The sequence below is a fragment of the Amaricoccus macauensis genome (assembly GCF_014201905.1).
Lineage (GTDB): Bacteria > Pseudomonadota > Alphaproteobacteria > Rhodobacterales > Rhodobacteraceae > Amaricoccus > Amaricoccus macauensis.
This window is the reverse complement of the sequence record NZ_JACHFM010000007.1, coordinates 1-24,059: the sequence shown is the minus strand read 5'-3', so window position 1 is coordinate 24,059 and position 24,059 is coordinate 1. Positions and strand designations below refer to the sequence as shown.

18 protein-coding genes are annotated in these 24,059 nt (G+C 69.4%); 9 read left to right on the top strand and 9 right to left on the bottom strand.

Annotated features, from left to right (window positions below; translation table 11 throughout):
* The 5 genes from HNP73_RS21450 (at nt 1) to HNP73_RS21430 (ending at nt 4,522) form a co-directional block, all read left to right on the top strand.
* Nucleotides 1-1,083, top strand: a complete 1,083-nt coding sequence (locus HNP73_RS21450) for a glycosyltransferase family 2 protein (protein ID WP_184155010.1) — start codon at nt 1-3, stop codon at nt 1,081-1,083.
* 117 nt (nt 1,084-1,200) lie between these two features.
* Nucleotides 1,201-1,401 (top strand): hypothetical protein, encoded by a 201-nt coding sequence (locus tag HNP73_RS21445; protein WP_184155007.1) that lies wholly within the window; start codon nt 1,201-1,203, stop codon nt 1,399-1,401.
* The gene (locus HNP73_RS21440; RefSeq protein ID WP_184155004.1) at nt 1,398-2,942 is read left to right on the top strand and encodes a GMC oxidoreductase; all 1,545 of its coding nucleotides are present in this window, start codon (nt 1,398-1,400) and stop codon (nt 2,940-2,942) included. Before HNP73_RS21445 ends, HNP73_RS21440 begins: the two co-directional genes overlap by 4 nt.
* 2 nt (nt 2,943-2,944) lie before the next feature.
* Nucleotides 2,945-3,820: a hypothetical protein gene (locus HNP73_RS21435; RefSeq protein ID WP_184155001.1), complete on the top strand. Its 876-nt coding sequence runs from the start codon at nt 2,945-2,947 to the stop codon at nt 3,818-3,820.
* A gap of 42 nt (nt 3,821-3,862) precedes the next feature.
* Complete coding sequence (locus tag HNP73_RS21430; RefSeq protein ID WP_184154999.1) at nt 3,863-4,522, top strand: sulfotransferase family protein; 660 nt, start codon at nt 3,863-3,865, stop codon at nt 4,520-4,522.
* A 90-nt stretch (nt 4,523-4,612) separates the two neighbouring features.
* On the opposite strand, the gene HNP73_RS21425 is transcribed toward HNP73_RS21430, so the two are convergent.
* The 3 genes from HNP73_RS21425 to rfbC form a co-directional block, all read right to left on the bottom strand.
* Complete coding sequence (locus HNP73_RS21425) at nt 4,613-5,572, bottom strand: glycosyltransferase (protein WP_184154996.1); 960 nt, start codon at nt 5,570-5,572, stop codon at nt 4,613-4,615.
* Between the two features lie 93 nt (nt 5,573-5,665).
* A complete protein-coding gene (locus HNP73_RS21420; RefSeq protein WP_184154993.1) occupies nt 5,666-7,981 on the bottom strand; it encodes a hypothetical protein in 2,316 nt (771 codons plus the stop codon).
* Nucleotides 7,982-8,007: 26 nt separating this feature from the next.
* On the bottom strand, nt 8,008-8,547 hold the full coding sequence (rfbC, locus tag HNP73_RS21415) for a dTDP-4-dehydrorhamnose 3,5-epimerase (protein WP_184154990.1): 540 nt from the start codon (nt 8,545-8,547) through the stop codon (nt 8,008-8,010).
* 246 nt (nt 8,548-8,793) lie between these two features.
* On the opposite strand from rfbC, the gene HNP73_RS21410 reads away from it, so the two are divergent.
* Nucleotides 8,794-9,912 carry an NAD(P)/FAD-dependent oxidoreductase gene (locus HNP73_RS21410; RefSeq protein WP_184154987.1) on the top strand — a complete coding sequence of 373 codons (1,119 nt, stop codon included), beginning with the start codon at nt 8,794-8,796 and terminating at the stop codon, nt 9,910-9,912.
* A 115-nt stretch (nt 9,913-10,027) separates the two neighbouring features.
* Here the strand turns inward: HNP73_RS21410 and HNP73_RS21405 are convergent, their stop codons facing one another.
* The 6 genes from HNP73_RS21405 to rfbF all read right to left on the bottom strand — a co-directional run bounded on the left by HNP73_RS21405 (nt 10,028) and on the right by rfbF (nt 16,955).
* The gene (locus HNP73_RS21405) at nt 10,028-11,317 is read right to left on the bottom strand and encodes an extracellular catalytic domain type 1 short-chain-length polyhydroxyalkanoate depolymerase (protein ID WP_184154984.1); all 1,290 of its coding nucleotides are present in this window, start codon (nt 11,315-11,317) and stop codon (nt 10,028-10,030) included.
* Nucleotides 11,318-11,366: 49 nt separating this feature from the next.
* Complete coding sequence (locus tag HNP73_RS21400; RefSeq protein WP_184154981.1) at nt 11,367-11,780, bottom strand: CopG family transcriptional regulator; 414 nt, start codon at nt 11,778-11,780, stop codon at nt 11,367-11,369.
* 137 nt (nt 11,781-11,917) lie between these two features.
* Complete coding sequence (locus tag HNP73_RS21395; RefSeq protein WP_184154978.1) at nt 11,918-13,234, bottom strand: NAD(P)H-dependent oxidoreductase; 1,317 nt, start codon at nt 13,232-13,234, stop codon at nt 11,918-11,920.
* Complete coding sequence (locus tag HNP73_RS21390) at nt 13,231-14,868, bottom strand: FAD-dependent oxidoreductase (protein ID WP_184154975.1); 1,638 nt, start codon at nt 14,866-14,868, stop codon at nt 13,231-13,233. Before HNP73_RS21390 ends, HNP73_RS21395 begins: the two co-directional genes overlap by 4 nt.
* A 218-nt stretch (nt 14,869-15,086) precedes the next feature.
* Complete coding sequence (locus HNP73_RS21385; RefSeq protein WP_184154972.1) at nt 15,087-16,124, bottom strand: NAD-dependent epimerase/dehydratase family protein; 1,038 nt, start codon at nt 16,122-16,124, stop codon at nt 15,087-15,089.
* 24 nt (nt 16,125-16,148) lie between these two features.
* Nucleotides 16,149-16,955: a glucose-1-phosphate cytidylyltransferase gene (gene rfbF, locus HNP73_RS21380; RefSeq protein ID WP_184154969.1), complete on the bottom strand. Its 807-nt coding sequence runs from the start codon at nt 16,953-16,955 to the stop codon at nt 16,149-16,151.
* A gap of 611 nt (nt 16,956-17,566) precedes the next feature.
* On the opposite strand from rfbF, the gene HNP73_RS21375 reads away from it, so the two are divergent.
* The 3 genes from HNP73_RS21375 to HNP73_RS21365 form a co-directional block, all read left to right on the top strand.
* Nucleotides 17,567-19,165, top strand: a complete 1,599-nt coding sequence (locus HNP73_RS21375; RefSeq protein WP_184154966.1) for a hypothetical protein — start codon at nt 17,567-17,569, stop codon at nt 19,163-19,165.
* A 724-nt stretch (nt 19,166-19,889) separates the two neighbouring features.
* On the top strand, nt 19,890-22,274 hold the full coding sequence (locus tag HNP73_RS21370) for a S8 family serine peptidase (RefSeq protein WP_184154963.1): 2,385 nt from the start codon (nt 19,890-19,892) through the stop codon (nt 22,272-22,274).
* Between the two features lie 204 nt (nt 22,275-22,478).
* Nucleotides 22,479-24,059, top strand: a 1,581-nt coding sequence (locus HNP73_RS21365) for a M10 family metallopeptidase (protein ID WP_184154960.1), incomplete at its 3' end; no start/stop codon positions are given.

The following is a 24,059-nucleotide window of genomic DNA, read 5'->3' as shown; positions in this document are numbered from 1 at the left end:
GTGACTCATGCGGCCGGCGCCGCGCCGGTCGCTCCGGCCGTGGCCCATCCGCCGCTCTCGATCCGCACGAACCCAGGCCTGGCGGAAGGCCGCCATGCGGCCACGGTCTGCGCCATCGTGCATGACGAGATGTACTTCCTGCCGGCGTTTCTCGCCTACTATCGCGGGCTCGGGGCGGATCGCTTCATCATCCTCGACGACCGCTCCGGCGACGGGACGGCGGAGTATCTCGGCCAGCAGTCCGACGTGATGGTGGTGGAGAGCCCGATCCGCTACTCCGAGATCGTCGAGTACGACCCCGCGACCCGGGCGCAGGTGCTCGAGACCCGCGCGGTCCGGCTCTGGCGCGACCAGATGCTCGAGGGCTTCTGCACCGGCCAGTGGGCGGCGATGGTCGACCCGGACGAGTTCCTCGTGCTGCCGGACGGGCTCTCGCTGCCCGCCTTCGCCGCCCGCCTCGAGGCGGAGGGGGCGGACGCGGTCTGGGGGGCGATGATCGACATGTACCCTGCGGCGATCGGCGACATCACCGGCCCGGGCGCCGGCAGGACCGGCCCGGGCGGCTTCGATCCCGCCGGATCGGGGTCGGGGCCCTGGTACTTCGACGCCCGGCCGCACATCGACCCGGGCCAGCTCGTCCAGTCCCCGGCGATCCCGCGCACCGTCTATCCGGGCAGCGTCTCGCGGCTCTTCGCCACCTGGGGCGTGCTCGAGCAGGGCTCGCTCATCCGCCGGATCCGCCGGCGGATCTCGGGCTATCGCTACCAGGGTGCCAGCATGATCCACAAGACGCCGTTCCTGCGCTGGCAGGGCGGCGACCGGTTCCTCAACTGTCACGTGACCACGAAGCCGGTGAGCGCCAGCCATGCGGTGGCGATCCTGCACTTCAAGTTCACCGCCGATCTGGGACGCAAGATCGAATACGCCCTGACGAGCGGCAGCTACAATCAGGGTTCCAGAAGCTACCGCCTGTATTCGACGCTGATCGAGCGAATGATTCAGGCGGGTGCCAGCTTTCGTTCCGGGGTATCGCGCGAATATTCTTCGTGGAGAGACTTGCAGGAATCCGGGGTGATCCGCTGATGGTGGCCAGACATACCTGGTAAATTCCAGGGATTACTCTGCAGATAACGTTTTCTTGACTTCAATCCCCCCTCCCGGCAGAAAGATATTGCCGGCCAGTCTGTTCCGAGGTTTCGCATGCCGAGTCGTCGCGCCATTCTTGCTTCCCTCGCCGCCGCCACCGTCGCACCGGCGCTCGCCGGGCCGGCTGCCGCGTTTGCTCCGGGTGCCGGGGGCTTTCCCGGGCTGCTGCCGGAGATCCGGCCATGGGGCAAGTTCTTCATCGTCAACGGCTGGGTGCTGACGGCGAATGACCTCGAGACGCTCGGGCTGGCATGATCGTCGACGCCACTGATGCGGATCGCGGGCTGTTTGACCGCACTTTCGACGCCTGCGTGATCGGCGCCGGCCCCGCGGGCATCACGCTCGCGCGGCGCCTCGCGGCACGCGGCCTTTCCGTGGCGCTGATGGAGGGCGGCGGGTTCGAGTTCTCCGAGGAGTCCCAGGACCTCTACAAGGGCGAGAACGTCGGGCTCGAATACTTCCCGCTCGAGGAGGCGCGGCTGCGCTACTTCGGCGGCGCGTCGAACCACTGGGGCGGGCGCTGCCGGGAACTCGATGCGATGAACTTCCTGCCGCTCGCGGCGAATCCGCTGAGCGGCTGGCCGATCGACAAGGCGGCGCTCGATCCCTACGCCGAGGAGACCGACGAGATCCTCGACATGGTCTCGGCGGCCGAGATGCCGGACCTGCCGCTCACGCAGAAGACCCCGCGCTTCCACCGCATCCAGTATCGCTACAGCCCGCCCACCCGCTTCGGCGAGAAGTATCGTGAGGAGCTCGCCGAGAGCGAGGGGATCGTCTGCGCGCTGAACGCGAACCTCATCGACATGCGCCTCGACGACGCGCTCGGCACGGTGACGGGCGCGACCTTCAAGTCGTTCGCCGACGGCGATCCGGGCTTCACGATCAACGCCCGGGCCTTCGCGCTCTGCCTCGGCGGCCTCGAGAACCCGCGGGCGCTGCTGAACTGCCAGAGCCAGAAGCCGAACGGCATCGGCAACGACAATGATCAGGTCGGCCGCTATTTCTGCGAGCATCCGCACTTCCTCCTGGGCCAGATCTACTACAACCGGCCGATCCCCGAGGCGCAGATCCTCGCCGACCCGGAAGAAGCCTACGCGCCCACCGTCGAGTTCCTCGAGACGCACGACACCCTGAGCTTCTCGCTCCTCGTCACGCCGATGATCGAGGAGCCGCTGCGCCTCTCGACCGAGGTGATGCGCACCGCGGGCTGCGTCACCGGCTTTTCCGAGCATGTGCTCGAGAAGGTGCTGGGCAAGAACCTCGACTGCTCCCGCGGCGGCCTCAGGATGTACTTCGCCCAGGACGGGCAGCGCCACGCGGTGCAGGGCAGGGTGGCGGTGCACGCGGAGCAGGGGCTGCACCCGGAGAGCCGGGTCATGCTCAGCGACGAGGTGGACCGCTTCGGCCTCCGGCGCATCCGCTTCGACTGGCGCCTGACCGAGATCGACTTTCACACCATGGAGACCGCCGTCGCCGAACTCGGAGCGCATTACGCCGAGCAGGGCATCGGGCGGGTGCAGATCAGCGACTGGCTGACCGCCGATCCGGTGCGCGCGCCGGGCCTCGGCCAGGGCAGCCGGGTGGGCGGCCACCACCACATGTGCGCGACGCGCATGAGTACGAACCCGCGCGAGGGGGTGGTGGACGCAGACTGCAAGGTACACGGGGTCTCGAACCTCTACATCGGCGGCTCGAGCGCCTTCGCCACCACCGGCTACGCCAATCCGACGTACACCATCGTGCAGATGGCGCTGCGTCTCGGGGATCACCTCACCGGAACACTGAAAGCCTGACGATGGCCACCCTGCTTCAGATCGTCGGAGTGCAGCGCTCCGGCAACCATGCCATCATCAACTGGCTCGAGTCGCTCTTTCCGCGCTCGACCCACCTGAACGAACAGCCGCACGGCTTCTTCGAGGATGCCGAGAGCGTGGTCTCGACCCGCGCGGCGCTCGGGCGAAGCGATTGCGTCATCGTCTCCTTCGAGGACGCGGTCGGGGTGAGCAAGCTGCAGGGCGAGGCGCTGGTCGCGAACGTCCGCCGGCTCGATCCGGTGGACTTCCCCGGCCACGACTGCCACGTGCTCTACATCCTGCGCGACCCCTACAATTGCTGGGCGAGCCGGGTGAAGGCGCGCGAAGGCGGCAAGCTCTCGTCCTCGCCGCGGCTCGAGGACTTCCGGCGCGACTGGCTCGACATCGCCCGGATCGCCGAGCGCGCGCCCGAGACGGTGCTGCTCTACAACGCCTGGCACGGCAGCCGGGCTTACCGCGAGGCGGTCTGCGCCCGGCTCGGCGGCACCTATTCCGAGCGCACCCTGCGCGAGGTGCGGAGCGAAGGCGGCGGCAGTTCGTTCGACGGCTACGGCCGGCCCACCTGGCGCGCCATGCTGGGCAAGCAGGCCTACTACCGCTCGCGCATCTTCCGCGAGCGCTTCATGAAGGCGCCGGGCAGCTATGTCGCCCGGCTCTTCGCCACGCCGGTGGACGGCAGGAGCCTCGCGGTCGACTCCCGCTGGCAGCACGTGCTCACCCACGCCGCCTCGCGGCCGCTGTTCGAGGACGCCGAGGTCCGCCGGCTCTCGGACCGGATCTTCGGCTTCCACGTGGATGCGGGCGGGCAGATGACGAGGCGCAGGCCAGTGCCGGGGGCGCTCGCACCAGCAGGATAGCGGCCAGGACAAGCGGCGCAGGGTAGGGGCGCGGGGGGAAAAATGAGCGGGAAGGTCTTCTGCATCGGCTTTCACAAGACCGGCACCACGACGATGATGCATGTCCTGACCGAACTCGGCTACCGGGTCACCGGACCGAACGGGGTGGACAGCAAGAACCTCGCGCGGATCCTCGGGCCGCTCACCGTCGCGCTGTCAGAACGCTACGATGCGTTTCAGGACAATCCCTGGCCGCTGGTCTACCGCGAGATGGACGCGCTCCATCCGGGCTCGAAGTTCATCCTGACGATCCGCGACGAGCAGAAGTGGTACAACAGTTTCGGCAACCACTTCGACGGGCTCACCCGCACGCCGATGGCTGAACTCATCTACGGCCCCGCGGCGGCGCATCCCGAGGGCGCGGAGTTCTACAAGGGACGGATGCGCCGGCACAACGATGAGGTGCGCGCCTATTTCCGCGACCGCCCGGACGATCTCCTGGTCATCGACGTCACCAGGGCGCCGGGCTGGGAGCAGATCTGCGGCTTCCTCGGCAAGCCGGTCCCGGCGGTGCCGTTTCCGCATTCCAACCACCGCCACTACGACTTCCTGCCCCCGGCGCTGCGCGACCGGCTGAAGAAGATCTGGCGCAGGTTCCGCGGCACCGCGGCACCGGCAACCTGCCCACCCGATACCCCGCCCGACATCCGGCGACAGCAATAGCCGCACCCGCCTCGGTGGCGTCAGCCCTTCCGGGGCAATCGAGGGATCGGGAGCGGCTGATATCCATCGGGGCGGATATCAGCCCGATGGTCAAGCCCGGCCGGATCGGCGGCTCCCGAGGCCGATCTGCCGGCGGAGCTTTGCCATCTGCTCGGTCTGGGAGAAGGTGACGAGATCGTCCGGGAGCTGCGAGGGCACGCCCTTCCATGCCGCCCAGGCGAAGCCCGCGAGCTGCGCCGCGCCGCCGAGCACCACCGGCCGGCGGGTGATCGTGGCGGCGCATTTCGCCGCCTCGAACACCGGGTGGTAGCGCATCGCCCGCTCCATCATGCCGGTGTGGAAGCGGCCGCGCAGCGGGTTCTTCTTCTTTTCCTTCGGGGTCTTGTGGTGGCCGACCCGGAGGTCGGGGAAGGAGCGGATCTTCCAGCCGTGCATGCGCAGCGCCATCTGCACGATGGAATCCTCCTGCCCCCAGGGGATATAGCCGCCGACCGCGTCCCAGGCGGCGCGGCGGAAGAACTGGATCGGGCCGCCCACCCCGTCGGCGCTGGTGATGTAGGGCCATTCGCGGCCCTCGCTCGAATGGTAGATGAAGCCGCCCGCGAGCCCGAGGCCCGGGTCCTTCGCCATGCGCGCCATGAGGCTGGCGTAGAACTCCGGGGCGAAGGTGACGTCGCCGTCGATGTTGCCGAGATAGGGCGTGTCGGGGGCCTCGGCGCCGAAGGCCGCGAGCCCGGCCCGGAGCGCGGTCACCTTCTTCCAGGCGGTGCCGCCCATGGGCGCGGGCGAGGGCCGGCGGTCCTCGTGGCGCAGGAAGCGGATGAAGCCGTGGCGCGCCGCGGCCTCGCGGGCGATGTCGTCGGTCTCGTCGGTCGAGCTGTCGCTCACGATGATCCAGAGGGCGGGCAGCACGCTCTGCGCCGCCACCGACTCGATCGTCGCCGGCAGGAACCGCGCCTCGTTGTAGGCCGCGGTCATCAGCACGTAGGCGTTGCCGGCCGTGCTTTCAGCCGTGCTTTCAGTGCTTTCAGCGGTGGTTTCTGTGTTCACGGGGGAATTTCCGGGGAAGGAGCTTCCGGGAGGGGAACCAGGGTTCGGCCTCGGACTCGTCATGCTGGGGATACCTCATACGCCGGCCAGTGTTCAGCCGGTCACCTCGTCGATCATCAGGCGGAATTCCTCGGCCACCTGCGCATCGGTGGAACGGGCCGCCACCTCGGCCATGATCTCGAGGGCAAGGTGCCACTCCGGGCCGCCAAAGGCCGAGGCGGTCTCGTGCAGTGCCGTCTCGAGATCGCCGGCCCCGAGGCTCGCGGCGTAGAACGGATAATCGTCGCCGAGATAGTAGGGCGCATCGCCATCGTCGGCGGTGGTGATGACCACCGAATGGCAGTGGGCGGCGACGAAGCCCTTCAGGAACGGCTTCCAGCCATCCCAGGGCCGGGCGCGCCGCACGATCCAGTGGCAGTTGAAGCGGGGCAGGGTGTCGATCCAGGAGCTGCCGCTCTCGACGTTGCGGGTGTCGATGCCGACGAGTTCCACCAGGGGTGCGAGCGGCGCCGGGCGCACGGTGTTCTCGAGATCGCCGAAGTAGCCGGTGCGGAGCCGGTCGACGGGCGGCATCATCCCCCGCGCCATCGCCTGCACCTGGGTGTTCACGTGGTGGGTGACGAGAAAGCTCGGGGTATCGGGATAGAGCCGGTTCAGCTCGACGGTCTGGCGGTGCGACAGCGTCATGGTGGCGTCCACCAGCCGCGCCTTGCGCGGGTCGGGGCGGATGTCGTCCCAGGCGCCGACCAGGGCGCGGTTGCGCCGGCGGAGGTCGATGATCTCGTCCGGCTTCAGCGTCGCCATGGCGCCCTTGGTGAGCAGCACCACCGCATCCTCGACCGCCCGGGCATTCTCGGTGAAGGCGACGGTGTAGCGGTCGGGGAAGGCGGCCGCGATGAGGCCGGAGAGCTGGTGGCCGCGCAGCAGCGTCGAGGCGGAATTGGCATGCGCCGCGGCGGAGAGGAAGACGAGCGGCTGCGTGCGGCCGGAGATCCGGGTGCCGGGCGGGGTAGCGGCTGAAGTCACGGCCAGAGTCTGGGCCAGAGTCTGGGGCGGAGTCTCGGCCAGAGTCCCGGCCAGAGTCTCGGGCGGAGTGGGCGCGGGCAGCGCCGGGCGCGTCTCGGCCCCGCGGACTGGCCGGCGCTCGGTGCGGACGGTGAAGATGTTGTCGGAGGCCGCTCCGAGCCGCGCCGGCAGGATCGACGGCCGCTCGCCCGGCACCGCGGGATCGAGCGGCGCGGCCGGATCGTTCAGGGCGCGGTAGAGCGCGAGATCGTCGGGGCCGGGCGCCGCCGCCCAGGCCTGCCACCAGGCCTCGGTGAGCGCCGGCAGGCCCGGGGCGGTGTGCCGGCGCCAGACCATGCCGGTGTCGCAGGCGCCACGGCCACCGGGGATCTTGTCCATGGCGAGCCGCCCGGCCTGGGCGAGCACGCCCTGGGAGGGCAGGGCGCCCGAGAGCAGGTGCCGCTCGGCCATGTCGCGCCAGTCGTTCGACGGGTGGCGCCAGAGCACCAGTTCCTGGCCGAGCAGCCAGCGGGTGAAGAGGGTGTCGAGGTTGCCCACCAGCCAGCAGTCGGGATCGACCCAGAGCGAGGCTTCGGCCTCGATCCCGGCGGCGGCGAGCGCCTCGGGGGTGCGGATCTTCAGCCAGGCGGCCCAGGCCTCGGCCTCGATCTCGGCCTCGGACAATCCGGCGCCGGCGACCGCTGTCACGTCCGCGTCCGCCAGCGCATCGGCGGGCAGCGGCGGCAGCGGCAGGCCCTGCCAGCCCGGCGCGGCGGCGAGCGGCTGGTCGGTGAAGCAGACGAGCCGCAGGCCCTCGGGTGCGCCGAACACCGGCAGGAGCGGGCGCTGCCGGCCGACGATGGCGGTGACGACGACGATGTCGCGGGCGTGTGCCGGCGGCAGGCTGCCCGGGCGGTCGTCCGCCGGAATGGCGAGGGGGCCGGCGGTCGTCGAGCTGCCGGCGCGCAGCAGGCCGGCCGCAGGCTGGCCGGCGAGCACCGGTGCCTCGGGGTCACCGATGCGGGCGAAAAGCGGTGCGGCCGCTGCCCAGCCCCGGGCACGGGCGGTGAGCAGCGCCTCGGCCTGGGCGAGATCGAGCCGGTTCGGCCAGAGACGGCGGGCGGTGCCGAGCGGGCGGAGGAAAAGCTCGGGCCGGGCGAGGGCCGCGGCCTGCAACCGCGCCTCGGCCTGGAGCCGGGCAGCGGTCGAGGCCCGGCGCAGGCGCGCGAGCCCTTTCGTGCCGGCACCGACCGCCCGGCGCCGCAGGAAGCCGGCCGCACGGCGAAAGATGCTCCGGCCCGGTGGCGCCCCGATCTGGGGCAGCACCGGGGCGGCGGCGGGCTTCCGCGGCTCGGCCGTGCCGGAGGCCGTGGCGGAGGTTCCCGGAGCGGCGTCCGCGGGCATGTCCTGCTTTCCCCCTTCGGGCACGTTCAGCCGGCCGGCTGGCCGAATGCCGGCCAGGCGGCGTCCTTGTCGGAGATGACCGCGATGTCGCGCGGCCACGCGATGCCGAAGGCCGGGTCGTCGTAGCGCAGGCCGCCCTCGGCGCCGGGGGTGTAGGGATAGGAGACGAGATAGGCCGCCTCGGTGTCGTCCTGAAGCGTCAGGTAGCCGTGGCCGAAGCCCTCCGGCACGTAGAGCATCCGGCCGTTCTCCGCGGTGAGCTCGAAACCCTCCCACTTGCCCCGGGTCGGCGAGTCGGGGCGCAGGTCGACGATGGCATCGAAGAGCGCGCCACGGGTGCAGCGGACCACCTTCACCTCGGCATGGGGGGCGTTCTGGTAGTGCATGCCGCGCAGCGTGCCCGCCTTCGGGTTCTGGCTGGCGTTCTGCTGCACGAAACGGGTCTTGAGCCCCGCCGCGGCGAACTCGTCCTCGCAGAAGGTGCGGGCGAACCAGCCGCGCGGATCCTCCCGGCGCTCGGGCTCGATCAGGACCGCGTCCTTGAGGGTGGTGGGCAGGAAACGCATGGAAACTCCGGGCAAGCAGACAAGTCGGGAACGGCGGAGACTATCTCGGGAACTGCCGGGATAGAAGCCCCCCGGACAGGTCGCGGGGGAATGCGCCGAGGCGAATCCGATAGGGACGATCCGGAGCATATCATTGATATCGCGCGGGATAATACCACCGGTTTACGGTGGGCTGGACCCCGCGCCCGAAGCGGGGCAGAGAGGCTCCTGGACGGAACGGGCGGACGGAACGGGCGGGGGCGGTGCATGGAGCGGACGGATGCGATCGTGGTGGGGGCGGGCGTCATCGGTCTCGCCGTCGCGCGGGCGCTGGCGCAGTCGGGCCGCGAGGTCATCGTCCTCGAGCGCGAGCGGCTGATCGGCAGCCACACGAGCGCGCGCAATTCCGAGGTGATCCACGCCGGGATCTACTATCCGAAGGGCTCGGTGAAGGCGGCGCTCTGCGTGCGCGGCCGGCGGATGCTCTACGACTACGCCGCGAGCCGCGGCGTGCCGCACCGGCGGATCGGCAAGATCATCGTCGCGACCGAGCCCGAACAGGAGGGCGCGCTCGCCGGCATCGCCGCGGCGGCGGACGGCAACGGCGTCGAGGCGATGCGCCCGCTCTCCCGGGCGGACCTCGCCGCCATGGAGCCCGCGCTCCGGGCGAGTGCCGGACTGCTCTCCGGCTCGACCGGCATCATCGACAGCCATGCGCTGATGCTGAGCCTTCAGGGCGAGATCGAGGACGCGGGCGGCGCGATCGCGCTCGAGACCCGCTTCATCGCCGCGCGGCCCGGCGCCGGCGGCTTCGTGGTGGAGGCCGAGAGTGGCCCCGCCGGGCGGGCGGAGCGGGTGACGCTCGAGACCTCGATCCTCGTCAACGCCGCCGGGCTCTTCGCCGGCGAGGCGGGTGCTGCGATCGACGGGCTTGTTCCGCCGTTCCGCCGCGAAGTCTTCTACTGCAAGGGCAACTACTTCAGCGTCTCGGGCCGGGTGCCCTTCGACCATCTGATCTATCCGATCCCCGAGCGCGACGGGCTCGGGGTGCACCTGACGATCGACATGGGCGGCAAGGGCAAGTTCGGCCCCGACACCGAGTGGATCGAGGGCATCGACTACAGTCTCGACCCGCGGCGGGGCGACGGGTTCTATGCCGCGATCCGCCGCTACTGGCCGACGCTTCAGGATGGCGCGCTCTCGCCCGACTATACCGGGATCCGGCCGAAGCTCGCGCCCGCGGGCGGGGCGGCGACGGACTTCACCATCGAGGGGCCGGAGACCCACGGGCTGCCGGGGCTCCTGAACCTCTACGGCATCGAGAGCCCGGGCCTCACCTCCTCGCTCGCCATCGCCGAGGCGGGCGTGGGGCTGCTCGAAGGGTAGCCGGGGCATGTCTGCAGTCCGTGTTGGTCGATGCACCGGCATGGACCAACACGGACTGCAGACATGCGGGCGAAGGCCGGGGAGGGGCTGGTTTGCCCCTCCTTTGGCCCCGGCTTCAGGCCCCGGCGAGAAAGAAGCGCAGCATCTCGGCCGAGGCATCGGGCCCCTTCGGATCGGTGAAGGAGCCTGAAGGGTGCCCGCCCGACCAGGCGTGGCCGGCGCCCTCGACGAGCCAGAGCTCGAACTGATCTGCGTCGCGGTTGCGGCGCCAGCTCCGGCCGGCGGTGGTGCCGGTCTCGGGCGCGCTCCCCGGCATATCTCCCGCGATACCGTAGCGCGCGGCGAGGGCGTGGGCGTTGCCCGGGCTGACCGTATGGTCGGCGGTGCCGTGGAAGACGATGGCCCGCTGCCCCGGGCGGCGCCCGCCCGGGGCAGCGGCGCCCCCAAGGCCGCGCATGGCGGCGAAGGCCGAGGCGACGTCGTGTGCCGCGCCGTGCGGCAGGCCCGAGTGGATGCCCACGGCGGCGAAGACGTCGCCGTGGGTCTCCGCCAGCACCGCCGCCATCGCCCCGCCGGCGGAAAGCCCGGCGGCGAAGATCCGGCCCGGGGGCAGGGCGAATTCGGCGGCGAGGCCGCGGGCGAGATCTGCGAGGATCGCCGGCTCGCCCGCGTCGCGGCACTGGTGGCCGGGCTCGAACCAGTTCCAGCAGCCCGAGGTGTTGGCGCCCCGCGGCTGCTCGGGGTAGGCGACGACGAGGCGGGCGTCCTCGGCCAGCCGGTTCATGCCGGTGCCGGCGGCGAAATCGTCCGGGTCCTGGGTGCAGCCATGCAGCATCAGCACCAGCCCCTGCAGCTCGGACGCCGCGCAGGACGGCAGGAAGAGCCGGTAGCGCCGGGTCCCTGCGGCGCAGGCATGGGTGCGCCACTCGAACCGCGCCCCCTCGGGCAGCGGCGGCGCGGGCGGGCGGGCACCGGGAAGGTCGAGGCCCGGCAGGTCGACCCCTCCAAGATCAAGGCCGGGCAGGTCGAAGGCGGGAAGATCGAGGGCGGCGCGGCCGCCGCGCAGCAGGTCCACCACCTCGCGCAGCGAGCGCCGTTCCCCGGCGCGCGGCGTGCCTGCGGCCGTGTCCCCGGCCGTGTCCCCGGCCGTGCCCCCGGGGGTCTCCTTCTGCGGAGCGGCCTCGACGACCTCGGCCTCCTGCACGTCAGGGGCGCGGCGGGAATGCCGGACCTGTTCCGGTGCGGCTGGCTCCGACGTGGGGGGCTGCTGGCCCGCCTGACCGGACGCCTGACCGGACGCAGCCTGACCAAGGGCGGCCTGGATGATCGCGGTGGCCTCCAGCGGATCCTGCGCGCGCACGCGCTCCATGGCCCGGGCGAGGGCCCGGGAGAAATCGGGGGTCATGATGTCGTCCTTTCAGGGCTGGCTTGGGGGAGGGACGTCTTGCGGGGCTTCAGCTGATGCGGTCGGCGAGCGCGCGCTTCACCTCCGGGCTCGCCTGCAGCGCGCCGAGCACGGTGAGCGAGCCGATGGTGGCGCGGGCGAGTTCGGGGGTCACGTCCGCCGCGATGCGGGCAAGGCCCACCACCTTGACGTGCAGGGTCTCGCCGGCGCGCCGCACCGCCTCGAGATCGGCGGCGCTGTAGTCGCGCAGGCCGAGCTCCAGCGTGTGGCGCTCGATCGAGCGGGCGATCTCGGGCGCGTGCAGGCCGAGCTGGCTGCGGATCGCCGAGCGGATGAAGTCGGTGCGGTTGGAGTAGAACCCTTCCTGCACCAGCAGGTCGATGCGGCCGAGATCCACATGGCCGAGGTTGATGGTGATCTTCTCGCTGTCACCACCCCGCAGCTTCACCACATTGTCGGCCATGCTCACTCCTCACACCATCTGTGTGGATGGTATATGGATGGAAACTCGCACAAGACAAGGGGCCGCCGGAAAGCCCGGCGGCCCCTGTCATGTCATGGAGCAAGGGAGCCGGCGCGCGGCCCCCCCTGAGAGTCGCCCTATTCCGCCGCCGCGGCGAGCCCGAACATTGCCGCCTGCTCGGCGCGGAGCTTGTCGACGAGCCGGCCCTCGGGGAGCTTCACGTCGGCATAGGTCAGGACCGCGTCCTTCTTCACGTCGCGAAGCAGCGTCGCGCCGACGGCGACGCCGATCGGCAGGTGGCCCGATTTCGCGGTCTCGCCCGCGTCCTCGCACTCGCCGTAGACCAGATAGCCGCCGAGCTCGTCCACCACCTCGCCCGCCTTCAGGTCGCGCTTGGCGATCGCCACCACCTCGACGCACGGGCCGCCCGCCGGGGCGATCGTCGCGTCATGGAACAGCGCCGCGCGGGCGATCGTCGTCGGCACCTCGAAGTGGCAGAGGTGATAGGGGGTGTAGAAGCAGTAGATCGGGCCTTCGCCGAGCTTGTAGAGGTTGAGGTAATGCTGCTGGCGCGGGTGCTCGATGGTGCCGAGCACGAAGACGCCCGGCCCCGGCGCCGCCCCCACCACGTAGTCGACGATGCCCGGGCCCTGCAGCAGCTCCGCCGGATCCCAGAGCTTCGCGGCCTCCATGAGCGGGGTGCCGGCCTCGACGGTGTAGCCGTGGCAGCCGCGCTTCGCGACGGTCATGCCGGTCATGTTGGCGACCACCGCCTGCTCGAAGGAAACCTTGGTGCCGTCGGCGAAGGAGGTCACCATGGCGGGCTTCTGGCCCCAGCGCTCGGCGAAGGCCTTCTGGGTGGTCGGCGTGCGGTAGGGATCCTGCAACCCCTTGATGTTGCCGCAGAGCACCGGGCGCACGCCCAGACCCTTCACGAAGCGCCAGAGGTTGCCCTCGACGCCCGGCTGGTCGCCGTCGACGTCGGTGAAGATGACGCCGGCCTTGTCGGCCTTCGCCTTCAGGAGCGGCCCGAGCGTGCCGTCGAGCTCGGGGTTCATCAGCGCCACGTGTTTGCCGTGCTCGATCGCGGCGAGCACCGGACCCACCGCCTCTTCGACGGCACCGGTCACCTCGAGCAGCACGTCGACGTGCGGGCTGGTGGCTATGAGCATCGGATCCTCGGTCACCGCGGCGTGGCCCGCCTCGATGGCGCGGGCGAGCGCGGCGGCGGAGTCGCAGAGGACGGCGTCGTCCTGCCCGGCCTCGGCATAGGCCCTGACCGCCTTCGCCGGCGTCCGGTTCGCCACGGCGACGACGCGCATGGCGCCCTGATGCACGGTGTTGATCTGCAGGAGCACGCCCGAGGCCATGAAGCCCGCGCCGATCATCCCGACGCGGATCGGCCCCTTGCCGCTCTCCTTCAGCTTCGCGAGGGCGCTGTCGACGAGGATCATGGCTTGCTTCCTTCGGGGGCGGGGGCGGCGGGCGCATCGGGAGCGCCTGCCGGCGTGATGGCCGGCGTGGTGGTGGTGGCGGCGGGTGTCGCGGCGGCGGGCAGCGTTTCGCCCAGATGGTCGCCGAGGCGCAGCGCCAGCTGCACGATGGTGTAGGTCGGGTTCACGAAGCCCGAGGACGAGAACACGCTCGAGCCGCCGATGTAGAGGTTCGAGACCCCGTGCACCCGGCAGTCCGCGTCGACCACGCCCATCTTCGGGTCGGTCGCCATGCGGGTGCCGCACATGTGGTGCCAGGAGCTCATGCTTTCGGTCCCGGAGGAGGCGACCTCGATCGGGGTGTCGGTGAGCACCCAGTCGTAGATCTTCATCCGGCCGATGTCCTCCTCGGCCAGCCAGCCGGCGAAGGCCTGGATCGTCTCGCGGATCGAGGCGTTGTCGACCGGCTGGACGCGCCAGTCGAGCTTCACCCGGTTCATGCCGAAGGCGTCCACCTCGTCGGAGAGCATCACCCGGCTGTCGCGGTTGAGCGCGGCCTGGGCGTTGAACGCCACCCGGCCCCAGGGCCAGCGGACGCCGTCGCGGCTGTGCCACCAGTCCTCGACGCCACCGCCGAGCCCGCAGGTCAGCGCGTCGCCGAGCACCGCGTCGGTCAGCCGGTCGGCGTAGGGCACGGCGCATTGCAGCGTGCGGGCGAGCTCCTTGCCGAAGGGCAGGGGCTTGCGGTCGGCGGCGTAGTTGATGCGGACGTTCATCGGCATGCTGCCGAGCTCGGCCATCAGCGCCTCGGTCGGCTCGAAGAACTGCGCGTCGGCGAGCGGCTGGCCGGTGAAGATCACCTCGCCGAGCGGCGGCGGCGTGCCGGGATGGTCGTTGTAGTAGCGCCCGACCAGATCGTTCTGGTTGCCGATGCCGGCGGGGATCTGGCTCCGGAAGTTCAGCAGCAGCCGCGGGTTCTCGATGCCGCCGCAGCAGAGCGCATAGGCCCGCGCCTGCACGGTGAAGCCGGAATCGTCCCTGGCGTAGCCCTTGAAGAGCGCGCCCGTCACCGTGCCGAGGGCGTCGTCGAGGCGGATGTCGACGAGGTTCGCGTTCAGGCAGAGCGAGATGCGCTCGCTCGCGGTCAGCTCGTCGAGGTACTTCTCGCCGAAGCGGGTCGGGGCGCTGCGGAAGTAGTGGATGCGGCGGAAGCCGGTCGCGGGCTCGGTCCCCGGGTTCGGGTCGCCGTCGTCGATCGGCGTGAGGTCGAGGATGTCATGCACCGCGTCGGTGTAGGGATCGAGATCGGCCCGCCCGATCGGCCAGGCGGCGTCCGGGTTCGCCGGGCGCGCCTCGAAGTCCGTGGCGTCGAAGGCGCGGCAGAGGCCGTTCCAGTGGTTCGAATTGCCGCCGAGAAAGCGCAGGCGCGCCACGTCGAGATCGGGATAGAGGATGCCGACGCTTGTCCCCCTGGTGACGTCCTGGGATTCCTCGGACCACTCGAGCCCGCCGGCCTCCATCAGCGCCACGTCGAGGCCGCGGGCGGCAAGCTGGCGCGCCAGCGTGGTGCCGGCCGGGCCGGTGCCGATGACGCAGACGTCGAACGGGCGCCCGAAGGCGGCGCGGTCGGCGGGATTGCCGGCGTCAAAGCGCATGGCGCATCTCCCCTGCCGGAGCGGACCCCGAAGCGAACCGCGGGGAAGGGCGGCGGGCGGAAACTGGCATGGAACCTCGCTTGGCACTCGTCAGGACATGACCGGCCGGATCCGCCGGGGCGTGCAGGCACGGGATATTCGGTTCAGACCCCGGATACTCGGCACGGGAGAAGGGGGGCGCGGCGCGCGCGTGCAACGGACACGCGCGCCGGACTCGTTCAGACCGCCTCGGTGGCGTTCCAGTGCAGCCGCTCGTCCACCTGGCCGGTGTTGCGCAGGTGCTTGATCTCCTTCAGCCGCGTGAAGGGCGCGGCCTCGAACATCTCGCGGTCGAGCCCGATGCGCTCGAAGACCGCCTTCAGCTGCCTCGCGCCGCGCTCGGCGGTCCAGGAGGTCCGGAAGTGCGGCATCCGCTCGCGGATCTTCGCGAAGGAGACCCGGTAGCTGCGGGTGTCGCCGCCCGAGTCGCCGATGGTGAGCTGGCAGCCGGGGAAGGTCTTCGCCACGATCTCGGCGATCTCGCGCACCCGGTAGTTCTCGGAATCCGCGCCGACGTTGAAGCTCTCGCCCGAGATCGCCTCGCGGTCGGCGCTGAGCGCGCAGAGCATCGCCTCGCAGATGTCCTCGATGTGCACGATCGGCCGCCAGGGCGAGCCGTCGCTCGTCATGCGGATTTCACCCAGCGTGTGGGCGAAGCCGCAGAGGTTGTTGAGGACGATGTCGAAGCGCTGCCGCGGGCTCGCGCCATAGGCGGTGGCGTTGCGCATGAAGACCGGGGTGAAGCCGGGCGAGGCCATCGGCCGCACGGCCTCCTCCACGAGGATCTTGCAGCGGGCATAGGCGGTCTGCGGCGCGAGCTCCGAGGTCTCGGTACGCATCTCGTCGCTGCCGGCGCCGTAGGTGGAGCACGACGAGGCGTAGACGAACCGCTTGACGCCGGCCTCCTTCGCCTTTCGGGCAAGGCCGACCGAGCCCTCGTGGTTGATCTCCATGGTGAGCCCGGGGTCGTTCTCGCCGATCGGATCGTTCGAGAGCTCCGAGAGGTGGACGACCGCGTCAAAGCCCGCGAGATCGTCCGCCGTCACCGAACGGAGGTCTTTCGAGACCACCTTCGGATGGGTCCGGTGGTCATCGAAGAGCCAGCCGCGGCGATAGAAGCCGGTATCGAGGCCCACGACGTCGTGGCCGGCCTCGATGAGCTTCGGGCCCATGATCGCACCGATATAGCCGTCGGCTCCGGTCAGAAGCACGCGCATGTCAGGGAGCCTTCTACCTGTTACTCAACCAATTGCAGCGATCTTCGGCGACGGGCGATCCCAGATCCGCCACGGCGCCTTGCCGCTTTCCCAGAGACCCTGCAGCACGTGCTTGTCCCTGAGCGTGTCCATGTTCTGCCAGTAGCCCTTGTGGTGATAGACCGCAAGCTGGCCGCGGGCGGTGAGCGCGTGCAGCGGCTCCTGCTCGAAGACGGTGTCGTCGCCCTCGATGAAGTCGAAGACCTGCGGCTCGAGCACCAGGAACCCGCCGTTGATGAGATGCCCGTCGGACATGCTCTTCTCGCGGAAGCCGTTCACCCTCGTGCGGTCGGGCGAGAGGTCGAGCGCGCCGAAGCGGCCGGGCTGCTGCACCGCGGTCACCGTCGCGAGGGTGCCCTGGGCGCGGTGGAAGGCGATCGTGTCCTTCACGTCGATGTCGCTCACCCCGTCGCCGTAGGTGAGGCAGAAGGTCTCGTCGCCCACGTAGTCGCGCACCCGGCGGAGCCGGCCGCCGGTCATGGTGTCGAGGCCGGTGTCGACCAGCGTCACCTTCCAGTCCTCGCCGCCGCGGCGGTGGACCTCGATGTCGCGGCTGCCGAGATCGATGGTGAAATCGGCGTTGCGGTGCGAGAAGTTGAGGAAATAGTCCTTGATGAGATTGCCCTTGTAGCCACAGCAGATCACGAAGTCCGTGAGGCCGTGGTGGGCATAGATCTTCATGATGTGCCAGAGAATCGGCATGTTGCCGATCTCGACGAGCGGCTTCGGGATCGTGACGGATTCTTCGCTGATCCGGGTTCCGAACCCGCCGGCCAGAATGACGACCTTCATCCTCGTCAATCTCCTCTCTTACTCGTTATCCGGGAAAGCCATCGGCCACCCCGAGGGACAATCGGGAGGGAGTCTCACACCAGAACCGGCGAGGAAGCCGGGGGGAACATCCCCCGGAAGTGACCGGTCGCGCAGGAACCCTCCGCCCGGATCCGCCGGCAAGTAACGAGAGGCGCATGTCTGCAGCCTGCCCGGCCGGCCCGGGGCCTTTCCCATCCCACGGGCGCCTGCATAATACAATGCCCGGAATGGCTGGCCCCGGAATGGCTGGAAAAAAATCTTCCATTCCCGTGGAATTGTCCTACAGGACGTTCTACGGGAAATACAGAAGGCCACTCTGGCCCTTCCGACAAGTTCACAGTAAATCAACATAGATTAATGGAATATTTATGAATAAGATTACTAATATATTGATATAACGCCGTGATTGCACTCAGTATCGGCAGATTCATGCCGATGTGATGTCACCGCAGAATTTCGGGTAGATCCAGCCAGGGATCCCGACCACAAGTTACGTGAAACAACCCCTCGTCTGGCCCTCGGTGTCGGCTTCAAGGTCGTGATGATCTTGAACCGAGATTGGGCCATTTGCGCCTGTAACGGAGCACATTATGGATGGTTCAACCCAAGTAAAGGTCTGGTTCAGTGCCGACGGTTACAGGGATCCCGACGACAACCTCGCGACGCTCATAGGCGGCGCCCAGATCAAGGCCATCGCGTCTTCCAATGGCCGGGTCTCGCTCGGCGGCTATGTCTTTGGCGACACCAAGGACGGTGGGCAGTATTATACGCTGAACCCCGGCGGCAAGGCGCCCGCGTCCTATGGCACCGATGCCCGCTACAGCAGCGTCTCGGGCAACAAGCAGGCGGCGGGCAACTATGCCTTCTACAAGGAATACGGCAAGGCGGCGCTGAACGACCTCGGCGGCTGGAAGCAGTTCGACCTGCTCGCCTCCGACAACGGCGGCAAGCGCGCCTGGAATTTCGACGCCACCTCGAAGTCGCAGATCACCTGGGCCGCCCAGTCGCTGGCGAGCGACATCATCTCGGCGATCAACAAGGGCAACGCGGCGGTGGTCTACTCCGCCGGCGGCGGCGCCAACGTGCCGGCCGAGGCGATCGCCTACCTGGAGAACCTGGGCTACAGCCACGACGCGCTCACCTCGCATTTCGCCGTCATCCAGCATGGCCGGTCGAACTGGGAGAACAACTACGAGGCCGAGGCCCGCGAGATCACCCGTGACTTCACCATCGCGATCTCGAACCAGAACATGGCGAAGTACACGAACGGCACCAAGGGGCCGGATCTGAAGCACGCCATCGTCAACAAGGCCGGGATCGACGGCTCGGCGTTCGGGGCGAACTTCGACAAGGCCCTCGACGTGGCGATCGGCTCGAAGTCGTTCGGCGCCCTGTCGAACGCCACCTTCCGGTCGACCCTCGACGCCTCGGACGCGGGCAGCCACGCCTTCGCCGCCGACCTCGGCGACCTGCAGGCGGCCTGGGGCACCCAGATGCGCGGCAACGAGAGCCTGCCCTCGGGCGATCTCTGGGCACACCGCATCAAGACCGACGGCGGGGGCCGGCTCCGCGATCTCTACAACGAGTTCAACGCCCAGAAGATCGCGGATCTGCTCAGCGGCAAGAAGCCCGGCGGTACCAGCTCCCCGACGACCCCGCCGGTGACGCAGCCCGAGACCCCGTCGCAGCCGGAAACTCCGTCGCAGCCCGAGACCCCGACCCAGCCGGGCACGGGCAGCGCGCCCTTCACCACCAGCGGCACTCCCCTGAAGCAGGGCGTCGCCAGCCTCTATGCCCTCGATCTCGACGGCAAGGCGGCGGCGATCGGCCGCGAGGGCGGCAAGATCGGCGTGGCGGCGGTCAGCGACGCCAACACCGTCGACCACCAGGGCGCGAAGAGCGAGGCGCTCGGCTTCGACTTCGGTGCCGAGGCCGACGTGATGACCTTCAAGCTCGCCGGGCTCGCCGTGCGCAACGGCGCCAGCGAGGCGGCGAAGCTCACGGTCTATGACAGCGACGGCGACGTCCTCGACACCCGGACCTACACGAAGAACGGCAACTACAGCCTCGATCTTGGCAATGACGCGCACTACGCCAAGCTCGAAGCTATCGACTGGGTGACCTCCGGGGCCCATCCGAACGGCGAGCCGGACTTCTCCCTCGTCTCGTTCCACCTCGACTACGTCTGAGGCAGGACCGCGCGTCTGCGGCGTTTTGTCCGGTTCCGACTCCCTCCGGGGAGCCGGACCGGCGAAGCGATTCCGGATGCTGATTCGCGGAATTTCATGATATTGTCGTGATCGGCCGCAAATTACGGCGGCTCTTTCGGGTAGTGACTTCGGGCGGGAAGCGCCTGCGGCGAGCCTTCACCGGCGGGATCCGGCGTAAAGACGCCGTGATCGGGGATGGGCTGGACGACGGTGGCAGATCCCGACATTGTCCCGCCCATGCGGGATCCGGCAGGAGGAGGGTCGGCGCCGCGCATCCCTCCTGGCATCATACTCGGCGTGATTGCTTTCGGTGTGGGCACGGCCTTTGCCAGCCCGGGGATTTCGTCAGGGTTTTCGCGGGGTGACTCGCCGGATCTTCCGGCTGCGGCACAGCCGCTGAGCCCGCCGGAGGGGAGAGGCGCCGAGAGGTCCGGAGGCAACTCCGGGGATGCCGGAACCGGGACCGTGGTCCTGACCGGGGTCCGTGCGAGCCGGGGCGGCGCGGTCGATTGCCCGCAGCTCCGGGACGACGCCGGGGTCCTGCACCCGGTGTCCTACCTGCCGCCGCGGATTGCTCCCGGCGACCGGGTGACGGTGAGGGGCACGCTTGCAGTCACGACGACATGTCGTGGCGTCGTGCTGGTAGTGGATGAACTGGTAGAGGGCGCCCCGAGTAACGGCGCGCCCGGTGGGGGATAAAACCATGCGCCGGGACCATGGCGGGACCTTGTCCCGAACGACGACGGAACAGGCGGCAGAGGGGGCGGGATCCGCTTCTCCGGCCACCGGTCCCACTGCCGGACCGAATGCCAGCCGGGCCATCGATGCGGCAGCGCCCGGCGATCCGCTCTACGCGGCGCAATGGCATCTGAAGAACACCGCGGCCGGCCAGTACGACCTCGACATCGCGACGGCCTGGAAGCCGGCCGAGGGCACGGGCTACACCGGCAAGGGCACCCGGGTCTTCGTCGTCGATACCGGCATCGACTACAAGCATTCCGATCTGGCGCCGAACTACGACACCGAGCATGACCGGGACTTCGTCACCGGCAAGAACGATTCCTTCGGGTCGGCGTCCGAGGCGCATGGCACCGCGGTCGCCGGACTGATCGGCGCGGCGCAGAACGGCAGCGGCACGGTCGGTGTCGCCTTCAACGCCGAGATCACCGGTTACCGCACGTCGCCGACGATCAGTGATACCTGGCTGAAGGAGATCGCCAGCGCCATCGACAGCGCCGCGTCGAACGGCGGCGACGTGATCAACATCAGCCAGGCGATTTCCAACGATCCCAACAGCCAGTTCGCCACCGGCTACGCGGCGGCGCGCTTCGGCGCCATCGAGACGGCGATCGGCCACGCGGTCGCGGACGGCCGCGACGGCTTCGGCACCACCATCGTCAAGGCGGCCGGCAACGCCCGCGAAGACGTCTATGACGTCAACGCCGACGACTGGACCAACGACACCCGCCAGGTGGTGGTCGGCGCGGTCGACCGCACCGGCGCGATCGACCTCTATTCGAGCTATGGCTCGGCAATCCTCGTCTCGGCCTTCGGCAGCCCGGGCGAGGTGGTGACCACCGACCGGGTGGGCGAGCCCGGTTACGACGTGACCGACTTCACCCGCCACTTCGACGGAACCTCGGCGGCGGCGCCGATGGTCGCGGGCGTGGTGGCGCTCATGTACCAGGCAGCGCCCCGGCTCGGCTGGCGCGACGTGCAGACGATCCTCGCCTCCTCGGCCCGCCACGTGGGCTCGGAGGTCGGCGCGGCGCCCGGCACCTCGGCCGAGGCCGAGCATTCCGCCTGGCTCCTGAACGGCGCCGGCACCTGGAACGGCGGCGGCCTGCACTATTCCAACGATTACGGCTTCGGCCTCGTCGATGCCCACGCCGCGGTGCGTCTCGCCGAGACCTGGAGCGTCGGTGGCCGCGCGGCGGCGACCAGCGCCAACGAGGTGTCGGGCACGATGAAGGTGCTCGACGGTGCCCGGAAGGTGCCCGACGGCAAGCCCGAGGGCCTGGTGTTCAAGAGCAGCGTCAACGCGGACGATCTCGTCGAGCGCGTCACCGTGCAGATGAAGATCAGCGCCGCCTTCGTCGGGGATCTCGATCTCTTCGTCACCTCGCCCGACGGCACGACCAGCCGGCTCTACGACGGCGACCTGCTCGATTCGGCCTCCTACAACGGCAGCTGGACCTTCGAGAGCCAGGCGTTCCGCGGCGAGCGCGGCGCCGGCACCTGGACGGTCAAGGTGGCGGACTCCTCCACCGGCGACCGGATCAGCGTCTCCGACATCGTGCTGAAGACCTTCGGCGCCGCCAACCCGGCCGACCGCTACATCTTCACCGACGAGTATTCCGAGGTCCGGGGCAGGGCCATGAAGATCACCGACACCAACGGCGGCACCGACACGGCGAACGCCGCGGCGGTGACCTCGGACGTGACGATCCATCTCAACGGCGTCGCGGGCCGGATCGACGGCGTCGTCACCCGCCTCACCGGCATCGAGCACGCGGTCGGCGGCGACGGCAACGACCTCATCACCGGCAACGCCAGCGGCAACGCCCTCCACGGGATGCGCGGCGCCGACACGCTCATGGGCGCGGCCGGCAACGACCGGCTCGATGGCGGCACCGGGGCGGATTCCCTCGCCGGCGGCACCGGCGACGACACGCTCCTCGGCGGCAACGGCAACGACACGCTCTTCGGCAGCGCCGGGCGCGACGTGCTGATGGGCGGCAGCGGCCGCGATACCTTCGTCTTCCGCAACGTCGCGGAGTCGCCGAACGAGGCGGGGCACTTCGACGTGCTGCGCCCGAGTCTCGGCGGCGCGGCGTTCGACGGCGCGGGGGCCGCGGCCGGCGACCGGATCGACCTCTCGGCGATCGACGCGGACATCAGCGCCGCCGGTGACCAGGCCTTCGTCTTCGGCGGCACGGGCAAGGGCCACGTCTGGTGCGTCGATCGCGGCGGCATCACCAGCATCCTCGCCAACATCGACAACGACCCGGGCGCGGATTTCCGGATCGACATCTACGACGGCGGCATTCGCGCCACCGCCTACGGAGCGGCGGACTTCATCCTCTGAAGCCCGCCCGACAAGGGCCGGGGGCGCCGGCACGCGCGCCCCTCGCCACCCCCAAGGCCCGCCCGGGTGATATTTCCACCCGGCGGATACCCCCAAGTTGCTTCCAGTGCATGAAGCCTATTCAAGAAGACGCCCGCAATAACGGGCAAGACGTACAGCCTGTCGAGTTCTGACCATGTCATGATTCAGTACGGAGGCTTCGATATGTCTACGCTATTCGACAATAATGATTCCTTCGACACGACCCCCGCAGCCCCGCTCTCCGAGCCCGATCCGATCGGGGTCGGCGGCGCGGCCCTCGACCTCTCCACCGCCCCCGCGGACGGGGACGGGACGACGATCACCGTCCAGGCGCCGCTGCCGGTCTACTCGAACGACCAGATCGCGAGCTACATCCGCAGCGGCTACTTCGGTGCCGACTACAAGTGGAACCTCGGCTCCTCGGGCACCGCGCCGCAGTTCGGCCAGCTCACCTACAACACCAACGGCCTCTCCGCGCCGCGCGCGGTGATCGCCCAGCAGGCCTTCGCGCTCTACGAGGCGGTGCTCGGCATCGACTTCGTGCAGGTGGCGGGCACGGCCGACTTCACCCTCGACGACAACGTCGCGGGCTCGGCCTACGCCAACTTCTCCTACAGCGGCACGACGATCACCAGCGCCTCGATCAACATCTCCGCCGACTGGTACGGCGGCTCGAACGCCATGGGAGACTACGTCTTCCAGACGTTCCTGCACGAGATCGGCCACGCCCTCGGCCTCGGCCATGCCGGCAACTACAACGGCAGCGCCACCTACGTCACGGACTCGACCCAGGCGGGTCCGGGCACCAACCACTACCTGAACGACAGCTGGCAGGCGACGATCATGTCGTACTTCGACCAGTCGGAAAACACCTACGTCCCGGCGAGCTACGCCTTCCTGATCTCGCCCATGGTGGCCGACTGGATCGCCCTCGGGGGCAAGTACGGCCTCAACGCCTTCACCGGCAACACCATCTGGGGCTTCAACACCAACATCTCCTCGACGATCTTCTCGGTCCTCGGGGTGATCGCCGACGAGAACGCCTTCACCATCATGGACTCCGCCGGCATCGACACCATCGACTTCTCCGGCTTCTCGGCGAACCAGCTGATCAACCTCAACCCGGAGACCAACTCGAACGTCGGCGGGCTCAGCGGCAACATGTCGATCGCCCGCGGCACCTGGATCGAGAACGCCAGCACCGGCGCGGGGGCGGACGTGATCTACGGCAACGCGCTCGGCAACATCCTCCGGCCCGGGCTCGGCAACGACGTGGTCTACGGCGGCGCCGGCAACGACGTCATCGACGACTTCCCGGGCGGCGGCAACGACTGGTTCTTCGGCGAGAGCGGCAATGACACCCTCTACGGCTACAGCGGCGCCGACTATCTCGTGGGCGGCACCGAGAACGATTACCTCTTCGGCGAGGCCGACAACGACACGCTGTTCGGCGGCACCGGCATCGACACGGTCTATGGCGGCGACGGCAACGATCTCGTCTATGACGACGACCTGGTCACCTTCGACGTGAACGACGGCGGCGCGGGCAACGACTGGATCGACTATTCGCTCATCACCTTCGCGAACGGCATCGTCTCGATCAACCTCAACACCGGCGTCACCACCGTGACGGGTGGCAACACCGAGCAGGTGACGGGCTTCGAGAACGCCCGCGGCAGCCAGGGCGGCGAGACGATCTTCGGCACCTCGGGGACGAACATCCTCGGCGGCCAGGGCGGCAACGACACCGTCGACGGCTGGCTC